The organism is Pseudomonas sp. LBUM1679 (assembly GCF_059695565.1).
The window spans coordinates 24905-49668 of sequence record NZ_CP166774.1 but is presented as its reverse complement, the minus strand read 5'-3'; the positions used below and the strand labels follow the sequence as shown (position 1 = coordinate 49668).

Annotated in this window: 22 protein-coding genes; 9 read left to right on the top strand and 13 right to left on the bottom strand. The window is 59.3% G+C overall.

What is annotated here, in order from left to right:
* Window positions 1-378: 378 nt before the first annotated feature.
* On the top strand, window positions 379-1710 hold the full coding sequence (gltP, locus tag ACA062_RS00220; RefSeq protein ID WP_497454717.1) for a glutamate/aspartate:proton symporter GltP: 1332 nt from the start codon (window positions 379-381) through the stop codon (window positions 1708-1710).
* A 218-nt stretch (window positions 1711-1928) separates the two neighbouring features.
* Entirely contained in the window at window positions 1929-3158 is a 1230-nt protein-coding gene (locus ACA062_RS00215) for a nucleoside recognition domain-containing protein (RefSeq protein WP_497454716.1), read from the top strand.
* A gap of 117 nt (window positions 3159-3275) precedes the next feature.
* Here the strand turns inward: ACA062_RS00215 and ACA062_RS00210 are convergent, their stop codons facing one another.
* The 9 genes from ACA062_RS00210 to ACA062_RS00170 all read right to left on the bottom strand — a co-directional run bounded on the left by ACA062_RS00210 (window position 3276) and on the right by ACA062_RS00170 (window position 13804).
* A complete protein-coding gene (locus ACA062_RS00210; RefSeq protein WP_497454715.1) occupies window positions 3276-3902 on the bottom strand; it encodes an ABC-type transport auxiliary lipoprotein family protein in 627 nt (208 codons plus the stop codon).
* Window positions 3899-4837: an MlaD family protein gene (locus ACA062_RS00205; protein ID WP_497454714.1), complete on the bottom strand. Its 939-nt coding sequence runs from the start codon at window positions 4835-4837 to the stop codon at window positions 3899-3901. The genes ACA062_RS00210 and ACA062_RS00205 overlap by 4 nt, the downstream gene beginning before the upstream one ends.
* 1 nt (window position 4838) lies before the next feature.
* Window positions 4839-5642, bottom strand: a complete 804-nt coding sequence (locus ACA062_RS00200; protein ID WP_497454713.1) for an ABC transporter ATP-binding protein — start codon at window positions 5640-5642, stop codon at window positions 4839-4841.
* Window positions 5639-6787, bottom strand: coding sequence for an ABC transporter permease (locus ACA062_RS00195; RefSeq protein ID WP_497454712.1), 1149 nt, complete (start codon window positions 6785-6787; stop codon window positions 5639-5641). The genes ACA062_RS00200 and ACA062_RS00195 overlap by 4 nt, the downstream gene beginning before the upstream one ends.
* A 55-nt stretch (window positions 6788-6842) precedes the next feature.
* Window positions 6843-7871, bottom strand: coding sequence for a DUF5924 family protein (locus tag ACA062_RS00190; RefSeq protein WP_497454711.1), 1029 nt, complete (start codon window positions 7869-7871; stop codon window positions 6843-6845).
* A gap of 238 nt (window positions 7872-8109) precedes the next feature.
* Window positions 8110-9486 carry a M16 family metallopeptidase gene (locus tag ACA062_RS00185; RefSeq protein WP_497454710.1) on the bottom strand — a complete coding sequence of 459 codons (1377 nt, stop codon included), beginning with the start codon at window positions 9484-9486 and terminating at the stop codon, window positions 8110-8112.
* Window positions 9487-9679: 193 nt separating this feature from the next.
* A complete protein-coding gene (locus ACA062_RS00180) occupies window positions 9680-11338 on the bottom strand; it encodes a Na/Pi cotransporter family protein (RefSeq protein ID WP_497454709.1) in 1659 nt (552 codons plus the stop codon).
* 306 nt (window positions 11339-11644) lie between these two features.
* Window positions 11645-12412 carry a TerC family protein gene (locus ACA062_RS00175; RefSeq protein ID WP_497454708.1) on the bottom strand — a complete coding sequence of 256 codons (768 nt, stop codon included), beginning with the start codon at window positions 12410-12412 and terminating at the stop codon, window positions 11645-11647.
* Between the two features lie 84 nt (window positions 12413-12496).
* Window positions 12497-13804, bottom strand: coding sequence for a CitMHS family transporter (locus tag ACA062_RS00170; protein ID WP_497454707.1), 1308 nt, complete (start codon window positions 13802-13804; stop codon window positions 12497-12499).
* A 401-nt stretch (window positions 13805-14205) separates the two neighbouring features.
* On the opposite strand from ACA062_RS00170, the gene ACA062_RS00165 reads away from it, so the two are divergent.
* From ACA062_RS00165 to ACA062_RS00155, 3 genes are read left to right on the top strand one after another with little or no spacing between them, the layout of a single operon-like run.
* Window positions 14206-15237, top strand: a complete 1032-nt coding sequence (locus ACA062_RS00165) for an AAA family ATPase (protein WP_497454706.1) — start codon at window positions 14206-14208, stop codon at window positions 15235-15237.
* Window positions 15234-15740: a hypothetical protein gene (locus ACA062_RS00160; RefSeq protein ID WP_497454705.1), complete on the top strand. Its 507-nt coding sequence runs from the start codon at window positions 15234-15236 to the stop codon at window positions 15738-15740. Before ACA062_RS00165 ends, ACA062_RS00160 begins: the two co-directional genes overlap by 4 nt.
* A gap of 13 nt (window positions 15741-15753) precedes the next feature.
* Complete coding sequence (locus ACA062_RS00155) at window positions 15754-16155, top strand: GFA family protein (RefSeq protein ID WP_497454704.1); 402 nt, start codon at window positions 15754-15756, stop codon at window positions 16153-16155.
* Here the strand turns inward: ACA062_RS00155 and ACA062_RS00150 are convergent, their stop codons facing one another.
* A complete protein-coding gene (locus ACA062_RS00150; RefSeq protein WP_497454703.1) occupies window positions 16156-16482 on the bottom strand; it encodes a DOPA 4,5-dioxygenase family protein in 327 nt (108 codons plus the stop codon).
* A gap of 84 nt (window positions 16483-16566) precedes the next feature.
* Here ACA062_RS00150 and ACA062_RS00145 point away from each other — a divergent pair, with 84 nt between their 5' ends.
* Window positions 16567-17232 (top strand): NAD(P)-dependent oxidoreductase, encoded by a 666-nt coding sequence (locus ACA062_RS00145; RefSeq protein ID WP_497454702.1) that lies wholly within the window; start codon window positions 16567-16569, stop codon window positions 17230-17232.
* 206 nt (window positions 17233-17438) lie between these two features.
* Here ACA062_RS00145 and ACA062_RS00140 read toward each other — a convergent pair whose 3' ends face one another.
* On the bottom strand, window positions 17439-18389 hold the full coding sequence (locus ACA062_RS00140; RefSeq protein ID WP_497454701.1) for a choline sulfate utilization transcriptional regulator: 951 nt from the start codon (window positions 18387-18389) through the stop codon (window positions 17439-17441).
* A 114-nt stretch (window positions 18390-18503) separates the two neighbouring features.
* Here ACA062_RS00140 and betC point away from each other — a divergent pair, with 114 nt between their 5' ends.
* From betC to ACA062_RS00125, 3 genes are all read left to right on the top strand, one after another.
* A complete protein-coding gene (gene betC, locus ACA062_RS00135) occupies window positions 18504-20018 on the top strand; it encodes a choline-sulfatase (RefSeq protein ID WP_497454700.1) in 1515 nt (504 codons plus the stop codon).
* Window positions 20019-20034: 16 nt separating this feature from the next.
* A complete protein-coding gene (gene choX / locus ACA062_RS00130) occupies window positions 20035-20955 on the top strand; it encodes a choline ABC transporter substrate-binding protein (RefSeq protein ID WP_497454699.1) in 921 nt (306 codons plus the stop codon).
* A gap of 153 nt (window positions 20956-21108) precedes the next feature.
* A complete protein-coding gene (locus ACA062_RS00125) occupies window positions 21109-22677 on the top strand; it encodes a SulP family inorganic anion transporter (RefSeq protein WP_497454698.1) in 1569 nt (522 codons plus the stop codon).
* Window positions 22678-22809: 132 nt separating this feature from the next.
* Here ACA062_RS00125 and aroE read toward each other — a convergent pair whose 3' ends face one another.
* Window positions 22810-23631 (bottom strand): shikimate dehydrogenase, encoded by an 822-nt coding sequence (gene aroE, locus ACA062_RS00120; protein WP_497454697.1) that lies wholly within the window; start codon window positions 23629-23631, stop codon window positions 22810-22812.
* Window positions 23632-23698: 67 nt separating this feature from the next.
* Window positions 23699-24613: an oxygen-dependent coproporphyrinogen oxidase gene (hemF, locus tag ACA062_RS00115; RefSeq protein WP_497454696.1), complete on the bottom strand. Its 915-nt coding sequence runs from the start codon at window positions 24611-24613 to the stop codon at window positions 23699-23701.
* Between the last annotated feature and the right edge of the window lie 151 nt (window positions 24614-24764).

Genomic DNA, 24764 nt, shown 5'->3' with positions numbered 1-24764 from the left:
GCCCTTTTGCGGTTAATTTTCTCTGCGCCTTGTCGGATTTTCTTGAAAAACACCCTTCGCCCGACTGATCAAAAAACATTCGATATTCCCTGAGATGGCCGGTTCACGGCACTTTTGCCTGCCGAAATGTCGTATTCGAACCGGTTGGGACGCGAGTTTCACTATAAAAAGCTCATGCCGATTCGGCATAGGGTAGGCGTTTACGGCATTAGACGTCGCTTCCTTGCATCGGAATAGTTGCGCCTTTTTTCGCTTGCCAGAGAGCCACTATCCAGCGCTCCGGGGCACCTTATACGGGGGCAGATGCACAACACTTTTACGCCACAAGCGTTCCAGTTCCTGCATCGGCCTGAGTCAAACGCAAGTAAGGGTAAAGATATGAAGAAGGCAAAGCTTAGCCTCGCCTGGCAGATCCTCATCGGTCTGGTATTGGGGATTGCAATCGGTGCGCTGCTCAACCATTTCAGTGCCGAAAAAGCCTGGTGGATCAGTAACGTTCTGCAACCAGCAGGCGATATCTTTATCCGTCTGATCAAGATGATCGTGATCCCGATCGTGGTCTCCTCGTTGATCGTCGGTATCGCGGGTGTCGGCGATGCGAAGAAGCTCGGCAGCATCGGCCTGAAGACCATCCTCTACTTCGAAATCGTGACCACGATTGCCATCGTCGTCGGCCTGGTCCTGGCCAATGTGTTCCACCCAGGTACCGGCATCGACATGAGTACGCTGGGTACCGTCGATATTTCCAAGTACCAGGCCACAGCCGCCGAGGTGCAGCATGAACACGCGTTCATCGAAACCATCCTCAACCTGATCCCGTCGAACATCTTCGCGGCTATCGCCCGTGGCGAGATGTTGCCGATCATCTTCTTCTCGGTGTTGTTCGGCCTCGGCTTGTCGAGCCTGAAACCTGATTTGCGCGACCCGCTGGTGAAGTTGTTCCAGGGCGTGTCGGAAAGCATGTTCAAAGTCACCCACATGATCATGAGCTACGCCCCGATCGGCGTTTTCGCACTGATCGCGGTGACTGTGGCCAACTTCGGCTTCGCCTCCCTGCTGCCGCTGGCCAAACTGGTGCTCCTGGTTTACTTCGCCATCGCCTTCTTCGCCTTCATGGTGCTGGGCTTGATTGCTCGCCTGTTCGGTTTCTCGGTGATCAAGCTGATGCGCATCTTCAAGGATGAGCTGGTGCTGGCCTACTCCACCGCCAGCTCCGAAACCGTGCTGCCACGTGTCATCGAGAAGATGGAAGCCTACGGCGCACCGAAAGCCATCTGCAGCTTCGTGGTACCGACCGGTTACTCGTTCAACCTCGACGGCTCGACCCTGTACCAGAGCATTGCGGCGATTTTCATTGCCCAGCTGTATGGCATCGACCTGTCCATCAGCCAGCAATTGCTGCTGGTGCTGACGTTGATGGTCACCTCCAAAGGCATCGCCGGCGTGCCGGGTGTGTCCTTCGTGGTGCTGCTGGCAACATTGGGCAGCGTGGGTATTCCATTGGAAGGCCTGGCGTTCATCGCCGGTGTCGACCGCATCATGGACATGGCCCGTACCGCACTGAACGTGATCGGCAATGCGTTGGCCGTATTGGTCATTTCTCGTTGGGAAGGCATGTACGACGACGCCAAGGGCCAGCGCTACTGGAACTCCCTGCCGCACTGGCGCAGCAAGGAAAAATTGCCGGCTGGCGAAACCTCGAACAGCTGATACAAACCCTGTAGGAGCCGGCCTGGCGAAAAACGATAACGCGCAGTGACTGATACACCGCGGCGCCCCGTTCGCCAGCAAGCCGGCTCCTACAGTACGGGGTTGCAAGCACATTAAGTGCAGGACGCAACCCCTCAGACAAACCCCGGAGAAATCCGGGGTTTGTCGTTTCTGGCTACCCCGCTATCATTCGCCGCATTCTTTGGGGGATTTAACTGATGCTCAATGGCCTGTGGCTCGGCTTCTTCATCGTGGCAGCCGTATCGGCGCTGGCGCAGTGGTTGATCGGTGGCAACGCCGGGATCTTCGCGGCGATGGTGGAAAGCATTTTCGCCATGGCCAAATTGTCGGTCGAGGTCATGGTCTTGTTGTTCGGCACCCTCACCCTCTGGCTGGGCTTTCTGCGGATCGCCGAGAAAGCCGGGATCGTCGACTGGCTGGCCAAGGCGTTGGGGCCATTGTTCCTGCGCCTGATGCCGGAAGTGCCGGCCGGTCACCCCGCTATCGGCCTGATCACGCTCAACTTTGCCGCCAATGGCCTGGGCCTGGACAACGCCGCCACGCCAATCGGCCTCAAGGCCATGAAGGCGCTGCAAGAGCTCAACCCCAGCGCCACCATTGCCAGCAATGCCCAGATCCTGTTCCTGGTGCTTAACGCCTCTTCCCTGACCCTGTTGCCGGTGACGATTTTCATGTACCGCGCCCAGCAAGGTGCGCCCGATCCGACGCTGGTATTTCTGCCCATTCTGCTGGCGACCAGTTGCTCGACGCTGGTAGGTCTATTGTCAGTGGCGGTCATGCAACGTCTGCGCCTGTGGGACCCGGTGGTGCTCGCGTACCTGATTCCCGGCGCCCTGATACTGGGTGGCTTCATGGCGCTGCTGGCGACGCTCTCGGCGACCGCTCTGGCCGGCCTGTCATCGATCCTCGGCAACCTGACGCTGTTCGGGCTGATCATGCTGTTTCTGGTGATTGGTGCGTTGCGCAAGGTGAAGGTCTACGAGGCGTTCATCGAAGGCGCCAAAGAAGGCTTCGATGTGGCGAAGAACCTGCTGCCGTATCTGGTGGCGATGCTCTGTGCCGTCGGCGTGCTGCGGGCGTCCGGGGCGCTGGATTTTGGTCTGGACGGGATTCGGCATCTGGTGGAGTGGGCCGGCTGGGACACGCGCTTCGTCGATGCCTTGCCGACCGCCATGGTCAAGCCATTCTCCGGTAGCGCGGCCCGGGCGATGCTGATCGAAACCATGAAGACCTCCGGGGTCGACAGCTTCCCGGCACTGGTGGCGGCGACGGTGCAGGGCAGTACGGAAACGACGTTCTATGTGCTGGCGGTGTACTTCGGTGCAGTGGGCATCCAACGGGCGCGGCATGCGGTGGGCTGTGCGTTGCTGGCGGAACTGGCCGGCGTTCTCGGCGCTATCGGCGTTTGCTACTGGTTCTTTGGCTAACCGAGATCCCCTGTGGGAGCGGGCTTGCTCGCGAAAGCGGTGTGTCATTCAGTATTGATGTCGACTGACACAAAGCCTTCGCGAGCAAGCCCGCTCCCACAGGGCTCAGTGTTGGACTCAGGGCCTTGATGGCAGCGCCGCTTTTTGCCCTTGCTCAACCGCCCAGACCACCACCTGTGCCGTCAACCGGTCACTCGCCTGGCCAAACCCGGCCACCACCGCTGGCACCTTCACATCGCTCAACGGCTGACGCACTTCAAAACGCCGGCTGGCGAGGATCCGCTGGTCATGACCGCGCACCAGCAACGCATCCAGCCGCACGACCACGCTCGCAGTGCGGTCCTGGTATTCCGTCTGGAACGCCTGCAGATTGCCGCCCAGCTCCAGGTCCGCCTGGAAATTACTGTCATCGGTACTCAGCAGCGACACCCGACCGTCACGCTGGAAACCATCGAGCAGACGATTACGCAGCAGCACCGGCGCCGGGTCGCTCCAGCGTGAAGCCTTATAGCTGCTGATCAGGTCACCCTGCGGGATCACCGCGATGTTCGGGCTGTTCAAAGCCTGGCTGGCCTGCGGCTTTGTCAGGCGAAGCGACCAGGGTTGCGGCATGCCTTGATTGCCTGAGGCGCTGCTCTGGGACGTCGGTAGCCGATAGACATCCGACGGCTCGGACTTGGGCAGGATCGAGCAGGAACCGGTCAACGCAAAGGCGGCGAGGATGGCGAGGCGGCTCACTTTCATGGCGTGAATTCCTTGTTCTTGTCGTTGCCCAGCAAATAACCGCTGGGGTTGGCTTCCAGGCGCTGGGAAATGGCCCGCAACGACGTCAGGGTATCGCGCAATTCACGCACAGCCGGCGCCAGGCCATTGAGGCCCTGCATCCCGCTGTTCAGCGAATCCCGATTGTTGGTGAGCAGCTTGTTGATCGTGGCGCTGCTCTGTTCCAGCGATTTCATGGCCTGTTCGGCACTGCCGAACATCTGTTTGCCCTGATCGCTGATCAAGCCGTTGGCATTGCGCATCAACGCGGCGGTCTGCTCCAGCGTGGCCGTGGCCTGCTTGCCGATGGCACCCAGTTGTTGCATGGCCTGGCGGATGTCGCCGCGCTGATCGGCGAGGGTGCCGGTGGTTTGCTCCAGATGCTCAAGGGTCTTGCTGATGCGCTCGACATTCTCCGAAGAAAACATCTGATTGGCGTTGTGCATCAGCGCGTTCACGCCGGCCATCAGGTCGGTGCTGTCATTGAGCAGTCGGGCGATAGGCGAGGGCGATGCAATGATCGTAGGTAAATCACCGTCCTTGCCCCTGAGCGTCGGGCTCTGTGGCGTGCCACCGCTGAGTTGGATGATCGAGGTCCCGGTAATCCCGGTCAGCGCCAGTTTGGCCTCGGTGTCTTCCTTGATGGGCGTATCACCGCCCAGGCGGATGCGCGCCAGCACCCGGCGCGGGTCTTTCGGGTCCAGGCGCAACGTCACCACGTCGCCGACCTTGATCCCGCTGTACTGCACGGCGCTGCCCTTGGACAAACCGCTGACCGCCTCGTTGAAGACGATTTCGTAGTCCTTGAACTCGGTGTCGATGCTGGATTTCGCCAGCCACAGGCCGAAGAGCAGGGCGCCTGCCACCACAATCACGGTGAACAGGCCGATCAATACATGATGGGCTCGGGTTTCCATGTCAGGCCTCGTTTAGCTGGTTAGCGGCGGTCAGCGCCGCGCGGCCGCGAGGGCCATGGAAGTATTCGTGAATCCATGCATCGTCTGTTTCCGAAACGACATCGATGGCATCGGCCACCAGCACTTTCTTCTGCGCCAGCACGGCGACCCGGTCGGTGATGGTGTAGAGGGTGTCGAGGTCGTGGGTCACCAGAAACACGCTCAAGCCCAGGGCATCGCGCAGGGTCAGGATCAATTGATCGAACGCCGCCGCACCAATGGGATCGAGGCCGGCGGTGGGTTCATCGAGAAACAGGATGTCCGGGTCCAGCGCCAACGCCCGGGCCAGCGCCGCACGCTTGATCATGCCGCCGGACAGCGAAGCAGGGTATTTGTCCGCCGCCGACAGCGGCAGCCCCGACAGGGCGAGCTTCACCGCCGCCAGATGCTCGGCGTCGTCGCGGCTCAGTCCAGCATGCTCGATCAGGGGCAAGGCCACGTTCTCGGTCACGGTCAGCGAAGAGAACAGGGCACCTTTCTGAAACAGCACGCCAAAGCGCCGTTCGACCAGCGAGCGCTCATGTTCGGCCAGCGTCGGCAGGTTCTTGCCAAAGACTTTTACCACGCCTTCACTGGGCTGACGCAAACCGACAATACTGCGCAGCAGCACCGACTTACCGCTACCGGAACCGCCCACCACGGCGAGGATCTCGCCCTTGTACAAGTCCAGGTCCAGGCTCTCGTGCACACTCTGGCTGCCGAAACGATTGCACAGCCCACGGACTTCGATCACCGCCTCGGTGGGCGCTCGGGGTATTCGACTCACCAGCCCATCTCCATGAAAAACAGTGCGGCCACGGCGTCGAGCACGATTACCACGAAAATCGACTGGACCACACTCGACGTGGTGTGGGCGCCGACAGATTCGGCGCTGCCGCTGACCTTGAAGCCCTCAAGGCAACCAATCGCGGCGATGAGAAACGCGAAGATCGGCGCTTTGACGATCCCCACCAGAAAATGCTGAACGCCGATATCGGTTTGCAACAGCGACAGGAACATCGCCGGTGAAATATCCAGCGACACCGCGCAGACCACGCCGCCACCGATAATCCCCGAAAGCATCGCCAGGAACGTCAACATCGGCAGCGCCACCAGCAGCGCCAGGACGCGCGGCACCACCAGCAGTTCCATGGGGTCCAGACCCAGGGTCCGGATGGCGTCGATTTCTTCGTTGGCCTTCATCGAGCCGATTTGCGCAGTGAATGCACTGGCTGTGCGCCCGGCCATCAGGATCGCGGTCAGCAACACACCGAATTCGCGCAGGAAGGAGAACGCCACCAGGTCCACGGTAAAAATACTCGCGCCGAAACTCGACAGCACCGTCGCCCCGAGAAATGCCACCACGGCACCCACCAGAAAGGTCAACAGGGCGACGATGGGCGCAGCATCCAGGCCGGTCTGTTCGATGTGCGCCACCATCGGCGTCAGGCGCCAGCGCTTGGGGCGAAACAGGCAGCGGGCCATGGTTTCCAGGATCAGGCCGACGAAGCCCAGCAGTTGCAGGGTGTCCTGCCAGACCGTTGCCACCGCGCGGCCGATGCGGGTCAGCAGTTGGATGCCGACGCTGGTTTGCGGCGCCTTGATCGGAACGCAGAAGTCGGTCAGCGAGCAATAGACGGTTTGCAACAGGGCGCGGTCGGCAGAGGACAGGGTGCAATCGGGATGCTCGGCCGACTTGCCAAGACGCTCGGACCCAAGCAACTCCACCAGTAACGATGCACCGGCGGTATCGAGCGCGCCGAGGCCGTTAAGGTCAATGTGGGTGCTATCGTCGTAGCGGCCGTGCAGTTGTTCGCTCAGGCGCTTGAGATCGGCGTAATGGGCGAGCGTCCAGTCACCCGTAATCTGCAGTTGAGCAGGGGTGTCAGAGGTGTCCAGTCGGGCATTGCCGGCCACTGTGTTGCTGGTCATAAGCTCCATGCTTTTTCGGCTGTTACGCAGGCCTACGTTAATAGCATGAACCGCCTTACTTTTCTTTGACCGATGTGCTGTCCGTGATCTCGAAACGCAGCACCCCGATCAGTTGGCCGTCCTCGGTCAGCACCCGAACCTGCCACTTGCCCGCGGGGTTACCGGGGAAGTTCTGCTTGTGGGTCCAGGCCCGGTAGCCTTCCTTGCGCCCGCCGCGAATATCCAGGGCGATGCGATCGACCTCTTTGCCGTTGAACTGCCAGACGTGATAAATCCGCTCGCCCAGACCGCGCGGGGCGTTGATCGCGGTGTAGGCGTACAGCCCGCCGCCGCGAATCTGCTCGACGCTGACTTCATCGAGGCTGTCGCCGGGGGTGCGGTCCTGCATTTGGGTGCTGATCGCCACATCGGTCATCCACAGCGTTGCCGGCGGCACCCACGATCGCAGCACCCAACCGACGCCGCCGATGCCCACGGTGATGCTCAGGATGGCCAACGCGTTGCGCACGGTTCTGATCGGGAAGATCGACGCCAGGCTCGGGAAAGACAGCACGACTGCGGTGCCCAGGGCCAGTTTGAAACTTTGGGAGGTGGTCAGGTGCAGGATGACGGGCAGGGCGGTCAGCAGTGCCGCGAACAACGTTAGCGTATGCAGCGCCAGGAACGCCCAGCGTCGGGGTGCCAGCCATTTGTAGTAGAGCGGGTCAATGATGGAAATCAGTGCGGCAATGCCCAGCATCCCGGTAAAGAATAACTGGCCGCTGTTCCAGGTGGTGGTGATAAAAAAGAAGGGCAGGACGAAGAACAGGCTTTCCTGGTGAATCATCTGCGTGGCGTAACGCAGCAACGGCCGGGGGATTTCGCGGTTGAAGATTCTGGCGAAGAGCTTGGTCAGGCTGTTTTCCAGCATCAGCCAGATCCAGCTGATCAGCATGATGATGGTGATCCACGTCGCCAGACCTTGCTGACGATCCACCAGCATGAAGCTGCCGACCCCGGAAATGAAACCGCCGAGCGCAATGACCCCTGGGTAGCGCTTCATCAAAATCAGGATGCGCTGTACGAAAAGGGTCAGGGTAGGCATTCGGCGGTTCGCAATAGTCGTGGGAAAAATCCTCGACAGAGTACCGCCCGGGGGACGGTGTGGCGAGGGTGGTCGACAGCACTGTGGCGAGGGAGCTTGCTCCCGCTGGGGTGCGAAGCGCCCCCCAAAAAAGACACCGCATAGCCTCAGCTAGAACGAATGCACCGGTTTCGCGACTGCTGCGCAGCCGAGCGGGACGATGCGGCGTTCCGACAAGCTCCCTCGCCACAAGGCATACTTATTTTCTGCGTTGCAAGCGCCAGCCCAGCAATCCGAGGACGATCAGCCCCATCACCCCGGCCATCGCCCACACCAGCTGGTCATCACTGATCAACGGTTTTTCGATCCGCAGATAGCCCGGTTGCAGCAGCAATTCACGCATGGCCTTGTTCGCCTCTGCCAGCGTCACCCCTCGCAGTTCCTTGGACGGGTCGGCGAAACGGCCGTCCTCGTAGCTCCCAAGGGCACTCCAATAATAATCGGCCAGTGCGCTGTTGCCTTGCACGGCCCAGGCCTGGCGGGCGATGGCGGCCTGCTTGAGACGGTTGAAGGTGTCGACATTCAGGCCGTCCTTGAGCAACCCGGCCTTCAACTCATCCAGCACCTGTTTGGCCTCGGGCACGTCATCGCGGTCGAGGTCCGCGTTCAGGCTCATGAAGCCCACTCCGCCAAACAGCTCACGCTCGGCCGAGGGGCCGTAGGACAAACCATGGGTCAGGCGCAATTGACGATAGAGCGCCCAGTCCAGATAGTCCTTGAGCAAGTCGAAGGTCTGATCGTGCTGATCCTCCTGCACCGGCTCCGGTACCAGCCAGTGCAATTTGGCAGCACCGCCGACAAAACCATGATTCAGCGTGCGCTCATGGGCGGCGCTGGTCTTGATATCTGGCAGGGGCGGGTGATCGGTCGGGTCGACCGCTTCAAGCGCCCCCCAGGACCGCTCCAGATAAGCCGGCAGCAAGCGGTCGAGGTCGCCGACCACGATCAGGGTCATGTTGTTGGGCGCGTACCAGGCCTTGCGCACCGTCTCCAGTTGTTCGCGGGTCAGGTAATCGACCTCGGCCCGCTCGGGGCATTTGAGGCCCAGTTCCACGGCCAGCTGATTACTCGCCGTATGGCCCAGGTCCTGGCGATCCAGCCAGCGCTGCAGGTGAGTGTAATGGCCACCGTCTTCGCGCTCGACCACTTGTTTGGCGGCATTGATCGAGTTGTCGTCGATTCGGGTCTGGGTCAGCAGCGCCAACAGCAGATCGAGGACCTTACGCTGGTTTTTCGCCGGGGCCTCGATGACGAATGTCGTGTCGGCATTGCTGGTGAAAGCGTTCCACTCACCGCCCAGGGCCTGCATGCGTTCCTCCAGGCCGCCTTCGCCAGTGGCATCGATGCCGGTGAACAGCAAGTGCTCAAGCAGGTGCGGCAGCTCTTTGTCGGCACAGCTGAAATCATCGATACCGACGCCGACCACCAGACGAATCGCCACATGCCCGCGCTCGGTGCCGGGCTTGAGCAGCAATTGCAGGCCGTTGGGCAGGGGATAGCCCTCGACCTGAAAACGATCCAGGGCAAATGAAGGGAATGAACCGAGCAACAGGCAGGCGAACAACAGGCAACGCATAGCTAGCTTCCAGGCAATCAATCGGAGATCCGTGTCGTCCTTCAGGCCGCTATCGCGGGCAAGCCCGCTCCCACTGGTGATCTGGGCCGAACACAATTTCGAGTACACCAATATCTACTGTGGGAGCGGGCTTGCCCGCGATAGCGATCTTGAGGCTGAATCAATGTTACTGACTGACCACTCTGCCAGACGTTCAAGGCGAATGCGTGATGTCTGCCAAATCATCGACAGCCAGTGCGCCGGTGTCCGAGGTTTCCAGCACCACATAAGCGCTGCTGCAGAACAGCGAGTTCAGACGCTTCATGTCCGCGATCAGCTCCAGGTGCAGCGAGCTGGTTTCGATACTCTGCACGATCTTACGCTGCAATCGACTGACGTGAGCATGGGCCAAACGGCGCTCCTGTGCGCGAAAGCGACGTTTCTCCCGCAGCAACTGGCGGGCACTTTCCTTATCGGCACTGAGGAATACCGACAACCCGAGGCGCAAGTTGGCTATCAATTGGTGGTGCAGCCCCGCCAATTCTTCCAGCCCGATCTCGGAAAAAGACCGGCGTTGCGAGGTTTTCTGCTGCTGGACCTTGCGCAACATGCGCTCGATCAGGTCGCTGGCGAGTTTGAGATTGATCGCCAGCTCGATAATTTCCGCCCAGCGCCGACTGTCCTGGTCGCTGAGATCTTCCCGGGGCATTTGCGCCAGATAGAGCTTGATGGCGCCGTAGAGCGCTTCCACATCATCGCTCAGGCGGCGCATTTCCTGGGTGACGGCGGTTTGCTTGCCACGCAGCACGTCGAGCATGGCTTCAAGCATGTTGTCGATCAGATCGCCGATGCGCAGGGTTTCGCGGGCGGCGTTGGCCAGCGCCAGGCTGGGGGTGACCAACGCCGTCGGGTCAAGATGCCGCGGTTTGGCGGTACCGTTGACTTGCGGACGCTCCGGCAACACCCACGCACAGAACCTGGCCATCGGCCCGACACTGGGCAGCAGGATCAGGCAGCGGGCGGTGTTGTAGAGCAGGTGAAAGCCGATGACCGTTTCCTGGGGACTGAAGTCCAGGCCATCCATCCAATGCGCCAGGGGATCGAGTACCGGAATGATCAGCAGCAGGCCGATCAACTTGTACAGCAGGCTACCCAACGCAACTTGGCGGCCAGCCGCGTTCTGCATGCTGGTGCTGAGAAAGGCGAGGATGCCGCTGCCAATGTTGGCGCCGATCACCAGGCCGATGGCCACTGGCAGACTGATCACCGCGGCACCGGCCAGGGTCGCCGTCAGCAGGACGGCAGCCAGGCTGGAATAGGAAATCATTGCGAACAGCGCGCCGACCAGGGCATCGAGCAGAATGTCGCCGGTCAGCGAGGCAAAGATCACTTTCACACCCTGGGCCTGGGTGATCGGCGCGGCGGATTCGACGATCAGTTGCAGTGCCAGAATGATCAGCCCCAGGCCGATACTGACGCGGCCCATTTGCCCCAGTCGGGTCTGTTTGCGGGACAGGAAGAAAATCACCCCGAGGAAAATCAGCAGCGGCGACAACCACGACAGGTCCAGGGTCAGCACTCGCGCCATCAGCGCGGTACCCACGTCGGCCCCGAGCATGGTCGCCAGGGCCGGGGTCAGCGCCATCAAGCCCTGACCGACAAAAGAGGTGACGAGCATGGCGGTGGCGTTGCTGCTCTGGACCATGGCTGTCACCACGATTCCCGAGATGAATGCCAACCAGCGCCTGGACATGTTCTGACCGATGACGTGGCGCAAGTTGGAACCGTAGACCCGCAAGATGCCGGTTCGGACGATGTGCGTGCCCCAGATCAACAAGGCCACGGCAGATAACAAATTGAGCAGGGTGAGCATGCAGGCCCCCTGTGGTGGTAGCGCCCCAATGGGGCAAGTTGACGGTGCCGCGCGTTTTTCTACGTTCTGTACTTAAGCTGTAGTTGGCTAACGGTCTGGGCGCCAGCATCGCATAGCTAAACAAGTGATTGAAACAAAACTGTCATAAAAACAGTTTGATGCAGAATGAAAAAGGGGCCCGAAGGCCCCTGTTCATGTAGGAGCGAGCTTGCTCGCGATGGACGTCAACGATTACGCGTATCGTCTGAATGAACGCGTCGCCCTTGAGGCCTTCGCGAGCGAGCTCGCTCCTACAGGTCCCTCGGGTTACTGCCCCGGAACATCCTTGCGCAGTTTCACCGGATCCTGCTGTTTACGCTTTTTCGCCATCGCGGTGCGCAGCTTGATGTTGATTGCCTCCACCGCCAGCGAGAACGCCATCGCGAAGTAGACATAGCCTTTTGGCAGATGCACATCCAGAGACTCGGCGATCAAAACGGTACCGACCAGCAGCAGGAACGACAGCGCCAGCATTTTCAGCGAAGGGTGCTTGTCGATGAACTCGCTGATGGTGCGCGAGGCGACCATCATCACCAGCACCGCAACGATGATCGCTGCCACCATGACCGGTACGTGGGAAACCATGCCCACCGCGGTGATCACGGAGTCCAGCGAGAACACGATGTCGATGATCGCGATCTGGATGATGGTGTAGAGGAAGTTGCCGCCCTTGCCCGAAGGCTCGTCGCCGCTTTCGTCCTCGCCTTCCAGCGCGTGGTACATCTCTTGTGAGCTCTTCCACAGCAGGAACAGGCCACCGAAGAACAGGATCAGGTCACGCCCGGAGATGGCCTGGCCGAACACTTCAAACAGGTCGGCGGTGAGGCGCATGACCCAGGTGATCGACAGCAGCAACAGAATCCGCGTGACCATGGCCAGGGCCAGGCCGAAGATCCGGGTGCGCTGCTGCATGTGTTTGGGCATGCGGCTGACCAGGATCGAAATCATGATGATGTTATCGATACCCAGGACGATTTCCAGGGCGGTCAGGGTAAAGAAGGCAACCCAGATTTCAGGGTTGGTCAGCCATTCCATGTGTATTCCTTTGAGCGAGTGTTAAACCAGGCCGGGCCCGGACTTCAAACCACGAAGCCGGACCCGTCATGGTGAGTCTTGGGCTTATAGAGTGCTGAACAGCGGAAAAATCCCCATCAGCAATGCGGCGACCAGTATGCACAGGCAAACCAGCACTGCCCACTTCAAGGTGAACCGCTGATGATCACCGAAATCGATCCCGGCCAGCGCCACCAACAGGTAAGTCGATGGTACCAGCGGGCTCAACAAGTGGACGGGCTGACCGACGATCGAGGCACGTGCCATTTCCACCGCGGTTATACCGTAGTGACTGGCGGCCTCGGTCAGCACCGGTAACACACCGTAATAAAATGCATCGTTGGACATGAAGAACGTGAACGGCATGCTCACCAGCGCGGTGATGACCGCCAGGTACGGGCCGAGAAAGTCCGGGATAACCGCCAGCAGGCTTTTCGACATCGCATCGACCATGCCGGTGCCCGAGAGGATACCGGTGAAGATGCCCGCGGCAAAGATCAGCCCGACCACGGCCAGCACGCTACCGGCGTGGGCCGAGATGCGGTCCTTCTGCTGTTGCAGGCACGGGTAATTGACGATCATCGCGATACTGAAGGCCACCATGAACAACACGGGCAGCGGCAACAGGCCGGCGATCAGGGTGCACATCAGGCCCAGCGTCAGGGCGCCGTTGAACCAGATCAGCTTCGGACGCCGGGCATCCGGGAATTGGGAAACAGTGATTTCGCTGTGGTCGATTTCATCGCCCACCAGGTGCAATTCACCCAGACGGGCACGTTCACGCTTACCGTAGAAGTAGGCAATCGCCAGGATCGCTACGACGCCGGCCAGCATCGCGGGCACCATCGGCACAAAGATGTCGGACGGATCGACATGCAGCGCACTGGCCGCACGCGCGGTCGGGCCGCCCCATGGCGTCATGTTCATCACACCACCGGCGAGGATGATCAGACCGGCCATGATCCGCGGGCTCATGCCGATGCGGCTGTAGAGCGGCAGCATGGCGGCCACGCAGATCATGTAAGTGGTCGCGCCGTCACCATCGAGGGAAACCACGAGCGCCAGCACGGCGGTGCCGACCGACACTTTCAGCGGGTCGCCCTTGACCAGCTTGAGGATCTTGCGCACGGCCGGGTCGAACAGGCCGGAGTCGATCATCAGGGCAAAGTAGAGAATGGCGAACATCAGCATTACGCCGGTCGGCGCCAGCTTGGTAATGCCGTCGAGCATCATCGGGCCGATCTTCGGCGCGAACCCACCGAACAGGGCAAACAGGATCGGGATGATGATCAACGCGATCAGCGCAGACAGGCGCTTGGTCATGATCAGGAACATGAACGTGATGACCATGGCAAAGCCAAGGAAAGTCAGCATGGGAGTACTCCAGGCATAGCGCGGCTAGGGAATGGGCGAACCGGTTGGGGTCAGCGCAGAACGGGAAGCACGAGACGTACGGGTGGAGTGGCGGCGAAGCGGCGAGTAGCAGAAGACATCAGGATCACCATTGTTGTTGTTAAATGGGCTGTGCGAGCGATAAAACACTGGCATTGGCCAACCGGTCTGTTGCCGGTAGTGGGGCGATCCTAATCGCGCAAGCTTTCACCCAGCTTTCGCCGGAGAAAGGTCTGACGAGAGGTTCAGCCAGCTCTGTCGGTGATGAACAGAATCGTAAGACCCTTCCGTAAATTCTGAAGGGTCCATGCTCCCCGCTGTATGGAAGGGATTCGCAATGCTAGGCTTGCGCCCACTGCAAAGTTTGAGAGGAGCTCCCACCAATGCTCACCAGCGTTGATTTAGATAATTTCGGCCCATTACAGAAAATTCGCTGGAGCAAGCTCTCAAACCTGAATCTGATCATCGGAGCAAACAGCAGTGGCAAAACTTTTTTGCTTAAGGCGCTGTACTGCACGATGCGAACGATTGAAGAATACCAGCGCGGAAATGACCAGCGATCTGCAGCCGACATTCTGACCGACAAACTTTACTGGACCTTCCAGACAGAAAAAGTTGGCGACCTGGTAACCAAAGGTGCGGATGGTCCACTGTCTTGCAAGGTCAAAGTAGATTCGCGCGAGTTTCGATACGGTTTTGGTAAAGACACGACAAAAAATATCGCCTCCCTGGAAAATCACGTCCCACCCCGAAGCAGCAATTCGATTTTCCTCCCTCCAAAGGAGGTGCTTTCGCTACAGCACATCATTTTGAAAAGTCGTGACGTCGATAAAGACTTCGGTTTCGATGACACTTACTACGACTTGGCTAAAGCCCTGCGTCTCTTGCCTACAAAAGGGAAAAATCACGCTCATTTCGCAAAGGCTCGGGAGAGTTTGGAAGAGATGTTCGGTGGTAAGGTGGAGTTCGATAGCAGCGCGAATCGCTGGCAATTCAAGAGGGGCAATCAAAAGTTCCAGATTGGCTCGACAGCCGAAGGTATCAAGAAAATCGCAATTCTCGACACCTTGCTGGGCAATCGATATCTGACAAAAGATTCTATGGTGTTCATTGATGAGCCAGAGTCGGCACTGCATCCGAAGGCCATTACTGAGCTGATTGATATCATCGTTTCGTTAGCAGGTAGCGGCATTCAATTTTTTATTGCCAGCCACTCGTATTTCGTAATTAAGGCTCTGTATCTGGCCGCCCAAAAACAAAATGTATCAATACCCGTCCTGTCTTGGATCACAGAAAACGATGGAGTAGGTGGCCAGTGGGTAAACGATGATTTGCTGAAAGGAATGCCAGACAACCCCATCGTCGATGAGTCTATCCGCCTCTATGAAGAGGAAGTGGAGTTAGCTCTGGGGTGACGATTTCAATCGAAGAGTCAGGAATGAGTTTTGGGCCATTTGCCGAAAACCTACTTTTTCCAATCGAAGACAGTTCGCTTTCTAAAAGCTTGGGAGAAGGAATCAAGGTCACAGAGTTTGTTTTACTGCGCAATCTCCCGGACAAACCTCAGGAACTCTGGTTTATAGAGGCCAAATCAAGCGCTCCCCGGCAGACTGCGAACTTCGTGGAAGAAATCAGACAGAAATTCACAAACTCCGTGCAACTGACACTGGCTGCTTGCATCAGGCGTCACCCGCAAAGCGAAGAACACCTTCCAGAAGGGTTCTTGAACCTAGACCTGGAGCACTGTGCAATAAAATGCATCTTGGTGATCAACAATTTCCCGAAAGAATGGATGGTCGACCTGCGTGACGCGTTGAATAAGGCGATGAGCTCGGTGGCGAAAACCCTTGGGTTCACACCCGGCTCAATAATCGTTATTAACGATGAGATGGCACGCGCGCGGAATCTGATCCGCTAGCGAGGTACAGACGATGACTTCAACCCACAGCGGTGGCTGCCACTGCGGACATCTTCGCTATCAATTCAGTGGTCCGCTGCACGATATCGCCCACTGTCACTGCTCGATTTGTCGGCGAGTCAGCGGCGGGATTGTGACCACTTGGATTACCGTGTCTGCATCAGCCTTTGAATGGGTGAAAGGAACACCCACGCGGTACGATTCTTCTTCAACCTGCGTCCGATATTTCTGCGCGAATTGCGGGGCGCAGCTGGCGCTGGTGACTCACCTCAGTCCGGACAGCATCGACGTGACCATCGCCACGCTCGACCACCCCGAACAGGCCCCGGCCGAGCGCCACATCTGGACCGACAGCCGTCTGCCATGGCTGCATCTGGACGAGCACTTGCCCTCTGAGCCAGAAGAAACACTCTGATCAAAAAATAGACAGGTCCAGCGGACGGATCGCGCCCATCCAGATCGCATGCTCCGTATGGTCGAGCAGATCGTTACCGGTGTCCGGGTGCAGAAACACCACCAAACCTTTGCGGTTGAGCGCCAACCACGGTAGCACGTCGCCAAGGTGCTGCGGCTCGAAAGCCAACTGGCAACTCCAGTCCGGGTGCGGCCCCACCGGTCGTTCATGCACCCGTCCCATCTTCACTGCAAATAACCGGGCCGCTTGCTCACACAAGGCTCGGGCCTGATTGATGCTATTGGCGTCGAAATACACATGGGCGTGATAACCCTTGATCTGTTGCATCTGGAATCCCTCTAAAACCGGTCGAACCCTCACCGCTCCCCACAGGTCACACGCCATATAAGTCGCAAACAAGGAATCTCAGCCATGAAAAATGCCGAAACCCCCGTAGTGAAAGTGGTGCTTTATGGTGCCATGAGTAGCCTGGGCAGTGCGCTGATGGCTGAAATGCTGCGGCGCCAGCATGAAGTGATCGCCATTCTCGATGACCTGACAGCGCTCGCGCCGCGTCCGGGTTTGCGCGCCAAGACCGGCGATTTGTTCGATGCCGAACGCGTGAAGCAAAGCGTGGCCGGGAGTTCAGCGGTCATATGCCTGTTGGATGCACCCGGTCTGCCGTTCAATAGTGAGCATGTGGAAAAAACCATCGTACCGGGACCGGTCGAACAAGTGCTGGCCGTGGATGCACTGATCGACGGTATGCAGGCTGCAGGCATTGCCCGGCTGTTTCTGGTTGGCGATTTCGAGATGCTGGATGATCCGGAGATAGAGGACCAACTGGAACACCACGCCGCCGAAGAAATCCGCGAGGCTTTGCAAAGCAGTTCCTTGCGCTGGACGCTGGTGAATGCGCCGCGCGGGGTACCGGGGTTGACCATTGAACATTTCAGCCACGTCAGCAGCAGTCTGGAACCGGGTCTGGCCGAACCGTTGGCCCGGTTGAACCGTGTAGCGGTCGGGATCGCCGATGAATTGCACTTGAATTTGCACATTGGTGAGCATGTGAATTTCGTTGCGACTTCAGAACCATAAAAGATCGCAGCCTGCGGCAGCTCCTACCTTGAAATACGTTCCCCCCTGTAGGAGCCGGCTTGCTGGCGAAGGCCTCTTCATGGGCGCTGCAAGGCTCTAGGCCGCCTTCGCTGGCAAGCCAGTTCCTACAGGGATTGGCGTTTTCCACAATCCAGCGGAACCCGAATCTGATGGTGTAGGAGCCGCAGGCTGCAATCTTTTCGCTTTCACACCGCAATCGATGGTAGTGGCAGTCCATTCAGCGATTGCGCACTGCTGGCCTGCTCGGCCATCAACCAGTCCACGAATTGTTGAATCAACGGCCCACGCCGTTTGCGCTGTGGCAGGACTACGTAATAACCCAACCTGGAAATCACCGTTTCAGCAATCGGCCGGCACAACAGATCTTGCGCCAGCAAGTTATCCACAAGGTGCCGCCACCCGATCGCCACGCCCTGTCCGCCAATCGCCGCTTGAATCAACAAGGTGTAATTGTCGAAGCGCAATTGCCCCGGTGCTGGCGCCGACGAGATCCCCAGTTCGCGAAATACGCCGCTCCAGTCGAACCAGTTGCTGCTGTTTTCGCCGCGCAGGTGCAGCAGTGGAAATTCCAGCAATGTCTGAACCGGCAAGGGCAGGGGGCGATCCTTCAATAGCAGCGGACTGCACACGGGGAATACTTCCTCGCTGAACAGCCAATGGCTTTCACCTTGTTTGAACCGGCCATCACCGAACAACACCGCCACATCGATATCGGTGCGCAGCATATTGAGGCTGCGTTCGCTGGTGACCAGGCTGACATCGACCTGAGGGTTGGCGGCGTGAAACCGATGCAGCCGCGGCATCAGCCAATAGGCGGCAAAGGCAAAATCGGTGGCGACCTGCAACACCTCGTGCTGATTCTGTGCGCTGATCGCGCTCAATCCAGCGTCTATATTCTGCAAACCTGCCTGAACCTGCTGAAAAAGTATCGACCCGGCCTCGGTCAATTCGATGCCGCGATAGATTCGATCAAACAGCCGCGTCCCGAGCTGTTCTTCCAACCGTTTAATCTGTTGGCTGATGGCCGGTTGCGTCGTACCGAGCTCAACCGCCGCGGCAGTAAAGCTATGCTGACGGGCTGCGGCTTCAAAGGCGCGCAGCAGATCCAGAGACAAATCACCAAGGGCGTCATACATAAGCTGTGCTTATCCTAGTCATTGCCACGCATGGGCTTTACCGCAAAATGCATGGACTCCATGCTCGTTCGCAGCACTCTCGCATAAATATTCACTATGGAATGCCGCGATCACATGAAGCGCAAGAATATTCTTTTTATCATGGCCGATCAGATGGCCGCGCCAATGTTGCCGTTCTACGGCCCTTCGCCCATCAAATTGCCCAATCTCAGCCGCCTCGCCGCCGAAGGCGTGGTGTTCGATGCCGCGTATTGCAATAGCCCGCTGTGCGCGCCGTCGCGGTTTACCCTGGTCAGCGGTCAGTTGCCGAGCAAGATCGGCGCCTATGACAACGCGGCCGATTTTCCCGCCGATGTACCGACTTATGCCCACTATTTGCGTCGCCTCGGTTACCGCACGGCCTTGTCCGGCAAGATGCATTTCTGCGGCCCCGATCAGTTGCACGGTTATGAAGAACGCCTGACCAGCGATATTTATCCCGCCGACTATGGCTGGTCGGTGAACTGGGATGAACCGGACGTGCGCCCGACCTGGTACCACAACATGGCGTCGGTGCTGCAAGCCGGGCCGTGCGTGCGCACCAATCAGCTGGATTTTGACGAAGAGGTGGTGTTCAAGGCCCAGCAGTACCTGTTCGACCATATCCGCGAGGATGGCGATCAGCCATTTTGCCTCACCGTTTCCATGACTCATCCGCACGATCCGTACACCATACCCAAGCCGTTTTGGGATATGTACAACGATGCGGACATCCCATTGCCTGAAACGCCCGCGCAGACGGAACTTGATCCGCATTCCCAGCGTTTGCTCAAGGTTTACGACCTGTGGGACAAACCACTGCCTGTGGATAAAATCCGCGATGCGCGCCGCGCATACTTCGGTGCTTGCAGCTATATCGACAGTAACGTCGGCAAACTCCTGCAAACTCTCGAGGATACCGGCCTGATCGATGACACCATCATTGTGTTCTCCGGCGACCACGGCGACATGCTTGGCGAGCGTGGGCTCTGGTACAAGATGCACTGGTTTGAAATGGCTGCGCGGGTACCTTTGTTGATCAGCGCACCGGGGCAGTTCGGTGCCGGGCGGGTCAGCGCAGCGGTATCCACCGCCGACCTGCTGCCGACTTTCGTGGAATTGGCTGGCGGCTCACTGGAGCCAGGCTTGCCGCTGGACGGTCGCTCGCTGGTTTCGCACCTGCAAGGGCAGGGCGGTCACGACGAAGTCTTTGGCGAATACATGGCTGAGGGCACCATCAGCCCGCTGATGATGATTCGTCGCGGCGCTTATAAATTCATCTACAGCGAAGACGACCCTTGCCTACTCTTCGACGTACACAATGACCCGCGCGAACAGGAGGAGCTCAGCGGGTCACCACACTATCTGCAGCTGTTCGAGGAATTTCTCGCCGAAGCGCGGGCCAAATGGAACATCCCGGCGATCCACCAACAGGTGCTCGCGAGCCAGCGACGTCGGCGTTTTGTCGCCGAAGCGCTGACCATCGGCAAGCTGAAGAGTTGGGATCACCAGCCACTGGTGGACGCCAGTCAGCAATACATGCGCAACCATATCGACCTTGATGATCTGGAGCGCAAAGCCCGTTATCCACAACCCTGCCAAAACCAATAATGTTAAGGGGAAGTCCATGCAAAGGTTATCCACAGTACTGACGGTCGGGCTACTGGCGCTGGGCAGCGCATCGGCGTTCGCCGAGCAAAGCTGCGACACCGTGAAGATGGCGGACCCCGGCTGGAGCGACATTGCCGCGACCAACGCCATCACCGGTTTTCTGCTGGACGGCATGGGCTACAAGGCCAAGATCGACACCCTGGCGGTGCCGATCATTTTTGGCGGGCTCAAGGATGGTCAGGTGGACGTGTTTTTGGGTAACTGGATGCCCGCACAGCAGGGCTTCTACGATAAGTTCGTGGCCACCGGCGATGTCACTCAACTGGCGAAGAACCTCGAAGGCACCGAATTCACCCTCGCCGTTCCCGATTACGTCTGGGACGCGGGTGTGCATGACTTTGCCGACTTGAACAAATACGCCGACAAGTTCGACAAGAAGATCTATGGCATCGGCTCGGGCGCTCCGGCCAACATCTCCTTGCAGGAAATGATCAAGAAGAATGACTTCGACATGGGCCAGTGGAAGCTGGTCGAGTCCAGCGAGCAGGCGATGTTGGCTGAAGTGTCCCGGGCGGTGAAGAAGCAGAAGTTCGTGACCTTTCTCGGCTGGACCCCGCACCCGATGAACGTGCAGCTGAACATGCATTACCTGAAGGGCGGTGAGAAATATTTCGGCGATACCGGCAGCGTCCATACTTTGACCCGCAAAGGTTATGCACAGGCCTGCCCGAACGTTGGCAAATTGCTCACCAACCTGAGTTTCACCCAGGAGATGGAGAACAGCATCATGGCTGAGGTGGTGAACAAGAAAATCAGCAATGCCCAGGCGGCCAAGGCCTGGATCAAGGCCAATCCGGCGGTGCTGGATAAATGGCTGGACGGGGTGAAGACCGTGGATGGAAAGGATGCGTTGCCGGCCGTGAAGGCCAAGCTGTAAGGTTCGGCGACGCTATCGCGGGCAAGCCCGCTCCCACAGGTTTTCGGTGAACCTTGTGGGAGCGAGCCTGCTCGCGAATCGATTTTTGCCCTTGCGCCATGGCAACTGAAACACCACCCTGACGCTTATTGCAGTCATCCACCGAGAGGACCCATGGCCTTCCCCAGCCGCCATTCACTCTTCCCCTTCCTTTCCTGGCTGCCGCGGCAGACCCGCGCCAGCGTCGGCCGTGACCTGATCGTCGGCCTCAGCGGTGCCATTCTCGCCTTGCCGCAATCCATCGCCTACGCCCTGATTGCCGGCCTCCCACCGGAGTATGGCTTGTACGCCGCGATCATCCCGGTGCTGATCGCCTGTCTGTGGGGTTCGTCCTGGCACCTGATCTGTGGCCCTACGGCGGCCATCTCCATCGTCCTGTACGCCAGCGTCAGTCCTCTGGCCGTTCCCGCGTCAGAGGACTACGTCACCCTGATCCTGTTGCTGACGCTGCTCGCCGGCATTTTCCAGTGGCTGCTGGGATTGCTGCGTTTTGGCGCCTTGGTGAATTTCGTCTCGCACTCGGTAGTGCTGGGTTTCACCCTCGGCGCGGCGGTGGTGATCGCCATCGGCCAACTGCCGAACCTGCTGGGACTGGACGTGTCCAACCAGGCGACGGCGCTGGACAGCTTTTTAATGGTGTTCAAACACCTCGGCGAAGTAGATCGGCCTTCTCTCGTACTGGGCTTGGCCACAGTCGTCGTGGGGGTAATCCTGAAATGGCTGTTGCCCCGCTGGCCCACACTGTTGATCACCCTGGTCCTGAGTGGACTGCTGGTATGGCTTTGGCCCTCGATGTTCGTTCATGTGAAGCTGGTCAGCGCATTCGTCGGGCGACTGCCCCCCTTCAGCCCGTTGCCACTGGACCTGGACCTGATCCTGCGTCTGCTGCCCAGCGCCGTAGCGGTCGGGATGCTCGGGCTGGTGACGAGCCTGTCGATTGCCCGTTCCTTGTCGGCCCGCTCGCAGCAACTGCTCGACGCCAATCAGGAAGTCCGCGCCCAGGGTTTATCGAACATGGTGGGTGCGTTCTTTTCCGGCTCGCTGTCAGCCGGTTCCTTCACCCGCTCGGGCCTGAGCTACGAAGCCGGCGCCTGCTCGCCGCTGGCCGGGGTTTTTTCGGCGTTGTGGGTGGCGCTGTTTGCCCTCTTCGGCGCGAGCCTGATTGCGCACATCCCCATCCCGGCCATGGCCGGCAGCATTCTGTTGATCGCCTGGGGCCTGGTGGACCATCGCGGGATCCGTGCGCTGTGGCGAGTCAGCCGCGCCGAGTTTCTGGTCATGACCCTGACCTGTATCGCCACGCTGCTGCTGGAACTGCAGACGGCGATCTACGCCGGCGTGTTGGCTTCGCTGTTCTTCTACCTCAAACGCACTTCGCAACCGCGGGTGCAGCATTGGCGCGACGGGGATGAAGACATTCTGCGAGTCGGCGGGTCGATCTTTTTCGGCGCCAGTCATTATCTGCAAGTGCGCCTGCAACGGATGCACGGCGCACGCGTGGTGATCGAGGCGCAGCAGATCAACTTCATCGACTATTCAGGCGTGGAAATGCTGCACCAGGAAGCGCGGCGGCTGTTGCAACAGGATCGCAGCCTGACCCTGCGCGGGGCGAGACCACCGGTGGTGGAGGAGTTGAGAAAGCTGGAAGGCGCGGAAAAATGCCCGATCCGGTTTGAAGACTGAAGCACCGCCCCCCCTGTGGGAGCGAGCTTGCTCGCGATGGTCGTTAACGAAAACGCGTGTTTACTGGCTAACGCGTCGCTCTTGAATCCATCGTCGGAGCGCCGCCCGGAGCAAGCTCGCTCCTACAGAGGTTTACGCGGCGAGTTGGCGGCGCAGCTCGGCCAGCACTGGCGCCGTATCCGGACGCACCCCACGCCACAGAAAGAAGGCTTCCGCCGCCTGTTCGGCAAGCATCCCCAAGCCATCCATCGCCACCGCCGCGCCATGTTCACTGGCCCAACGGCAAAACGAAGTCGGATCCTTGCCATACATCATGTCATAGCAAACCGTCTTGCCCGGCTCGATCAAACTGCTGGCAATCGGTGGTACATCGCCTGACAGACTCGCCGACGTCGCGTTGATAATCAGGTCCACCGGCTCTTGCAACCAATCGAAACCACTGGCCGACACCGGCCCCAGGTCAGCGAACAATTGCGCCAGCAACTCGGCTTTTTCCACCGTGCGGTTGGCGATGATCACCGACGCGGGCTGTTCGGCCAGCAACGGCTCCAGCGCACCACGCACCGCGCCACCCGCACCCAGCAGCAGGATGCGTTTGCCCTTGAGGCTGAACCCGGCATTGACCGTCAGGTCCCGCACCAGTCCGGCGCCATCGGTGTTGTCACCCAACAGACTGCCATCGGCCAGTTTGCTCAGGGTGTTCACCGCCCCGGCCCGTTGCGCCCGCTCCGTCAGACTGTCCGCCAGGCGATAGGCGTCTTCCTTGAACGGCACCGTCACATTCGCCCCGCGACCTTCTCGGAAAAACGCCCGGGCGCAGCCGCAAAAGTCGTCGAGTGGTGCCAGCAAGGTGCTGTAGTCGAGTTTTTGCGCGGTTTGCCCGGCAAACAGGCGGTGGATCAGCGGCGACTTGCTGTGGCCAATCGGGTTACCGAATACGACATAACGATCCATCAACACACCTCACCTGTAGGAGCTGCCGCAGGCGGCGATCTTGGCGCCATCCCCGGCGAAACAGTACTCAACCCTTGGCCAACCAATCACGGTCTTGCAGGAAGTATTCAGTCAGCCGCGCTTCTTCGCTGCCCGGCTCGGCTTTCCAGTCGTAAGCCCAGCGAACCTGCGGCGGCAGGGACATCAGGATCGACTCGGTGCGCCCGCCCGATTGCAGGCCGAAGAGCGTACCGCGGTCGTAGACCAGGTTGAATTCAACGTAACGGCCACGCCGGAACTCCTGGAATTCGCGCTGTTTCGCGGTGAACGCTGCGTTTTTGCGGCGCTGTACGATCGGCAGGTACGCATCGATGAATGCATCACCAATGGCGCGCATGAAGGCGAAGCTGGTGTCGAAGTCCCACTCGTTCAGGTCATCGAAGAACAGACCACCGATGCCCCGTGGCTCGTGGCGATGCTTGATATGGAAGTAGCTGTCACACCAGGCCTTGTAGCGCAAATAGACGTCTGGACCGAACGGCGCGCAGGCCTGCTCGGCGACGCGGTGCCAGTGCACGCAGTCGTCTTCATTGCCGTAATAAGGCGTCAGGTCGAAACCGCCACCGAACCACCAGACCGGTTCTTCACCTTCTTTTTCAGCGATGAAAAAGCGCACGTTGGCGTGGGAAGTCGGCACATGCGGGTTGTGCGGGTGAATCACCAGCGACACGCCCAGGGCTTCGAAGCCACGGCCTGCCAGTTCTGGTCGATGGGCACTGGCGGACGGTGGCAGACCACTTCCGAAGACGTGGGAAAAGTTGACGCCGCCTTTTTCGATGACCGTGCCGTTTTCGATGACCCGGGTGCGACCGCCACCGCCGGCTGGCCGGGCCCAGGCATCTTCGACGAAATGCGCACCGCCGTCTTCAGCTTCCAGAGCAGCGCAAATGCGGTCTTGCAGGTCGAGCAGGTAGGCTTTTACGGCCTCGGTGCGGGTCGTCATGTCATCACCTTGAATCGGGCAAAACTACGCGGCGCTCCATCGGAGCGGGGGGCCGGCGCAAATGGGCGCGTAGCATAACATCGCAGGTGTCCCCTTCGCAGTTGACGAAGATCAAGCTTGGGCGTTGGATAGGGCGCTTGACGCAACAACT

Coding starts and splice junctions, on each gene's coding strand:
- gltP (WP_497454717.1), top strand. CDS start 379: ATGAAGAAGGCAAAGCTTAGCCTCGCCTGGCAGATCCTCATCGGTCTG.
- ACA062_RS00215 (WP_497454716.1), top strand. CDS start 1,929: ATGCTCAATGGCCTGTGGCTCGGCTTCTTCATCGTGGCAGCCGTATCG.
- ACA062_RS00210 (WP_497454715.1), bottom strand. CDS start 3,902: ATGAAAGTGAGCCGCCTCGCCATCCTCGCCGCCTTTGCGTTGACCGGT.
- ACA062_RS00205 (WP_497454714.1), bottom strand. CDS start 4,837: ATGGAAACCCGAGCCCATCATGTATTGATCGGCCTGTTCACCGTGATT.
- ACA062_RS00195 (WP_497454712.1), bottom strand. CDS start 6,787: ATGACCAGCAACACAGTGGCCGGCAATGCCCGACTGGACACCTCTGAC.
- ACA062_RS00190 (WP_497454711.1), bottom strand. CDS start 7,871: ATGCCTACCCTGACCCTTTTCGTACAGCGCATCCTGATTTTGATGAAG.
- ACA062_RS00185 (WP_497454710.1), bottom strand. CDS start 9,486: ATGCGTTGCCTGTTGTTCGCCTGCCTGTTGCTCGGTTCATTCCCTTCA.
- ACA062_RS00180 (WP_497454709.1), bottom strand. CDS start 11,338: ATGCTCACCCTGCTCAATTTGTTATCTGCCGTGGCCTTGTTGATCTGG.
- ACA062_RS00175 (WP_497454708.1), bottom strand. CDS start 12,412: ATGGAATGGCTGACCAACCCTGAAATCTGGGTTGCCTTCTTTACCCTG.
- ACA062_RS00170 (WP_497454707.1), bottom strand. CDS start 13,804: ATGCTGACTTTCCTTGGCTTTGCCATGGTCATCACGTTCATGTTCCTG.
- ACA062_RS00165 (WP_497454706.1), top strand. CDS start 14,206: ATGCTCACCAGCGTTGATTTAGATAATTTCGGCCCATTACAGAAAATT.
- ACA062_RS00155 (WP_497454704.1), top strand. CDS start 15,754: ATGACTTCAACCCACAGCGGTGGCTGCCACTGCGGACATCTTCGCTAT.
- ACA062_RS00150 (WP_497454703.1), bottom strand. CDS start 16,482: ATGCAACAGATCAAGGGTTATCACGCCCATGTGTATTTCGACGCCAAT.
- ACA062_RS00145 (WP_497454702.1), top strand. CDS start 16,567: ATGAAAAATGCCGAAACCCCCGTAGTGAAAGTGGTGCTTTATGGTGCC.
- ACA062_RS00140 (WP_497454701.1), bottom strand. CDS start 18,389: ATGTATGACGCCCTTGGTGATTTGTCTCTGGATCTGCTGCGCGCCTTT.
- betC (WP_497454700.1), top strand. CDS start 18,504: ATGAAGCGCAAGAATATTCTTTTTATCATGGCCGATCAGATGGCCGCG.
- choX (WP_497454699.1), top strand. CDS start 20,035: ATGCAAAGGTTATCCACAGTACTGACGGTCGGGCTACTGGCGCTGGGC.
- ACA062_RS00125 (WP_497454698.1), top strand. CDS start 21,109: ATGGCCTTCCCCAGCCGCCATTCACTCTTCCCCTTCCTTTCCTGGCTG.
- aroE (WP_497454697.1), bottom strand. CDS start 23,631: ATGGATCGTTATGTCGTATTCGGTAACCCGATTGGCCACAGCAAGTCG.
- hemF (WP_497454696.1), bottom strand. CDS start 24,613: ATGACGACCCGCACCGAGGCCGTAAAAGCCTACCTGCTCGACCTGCAA.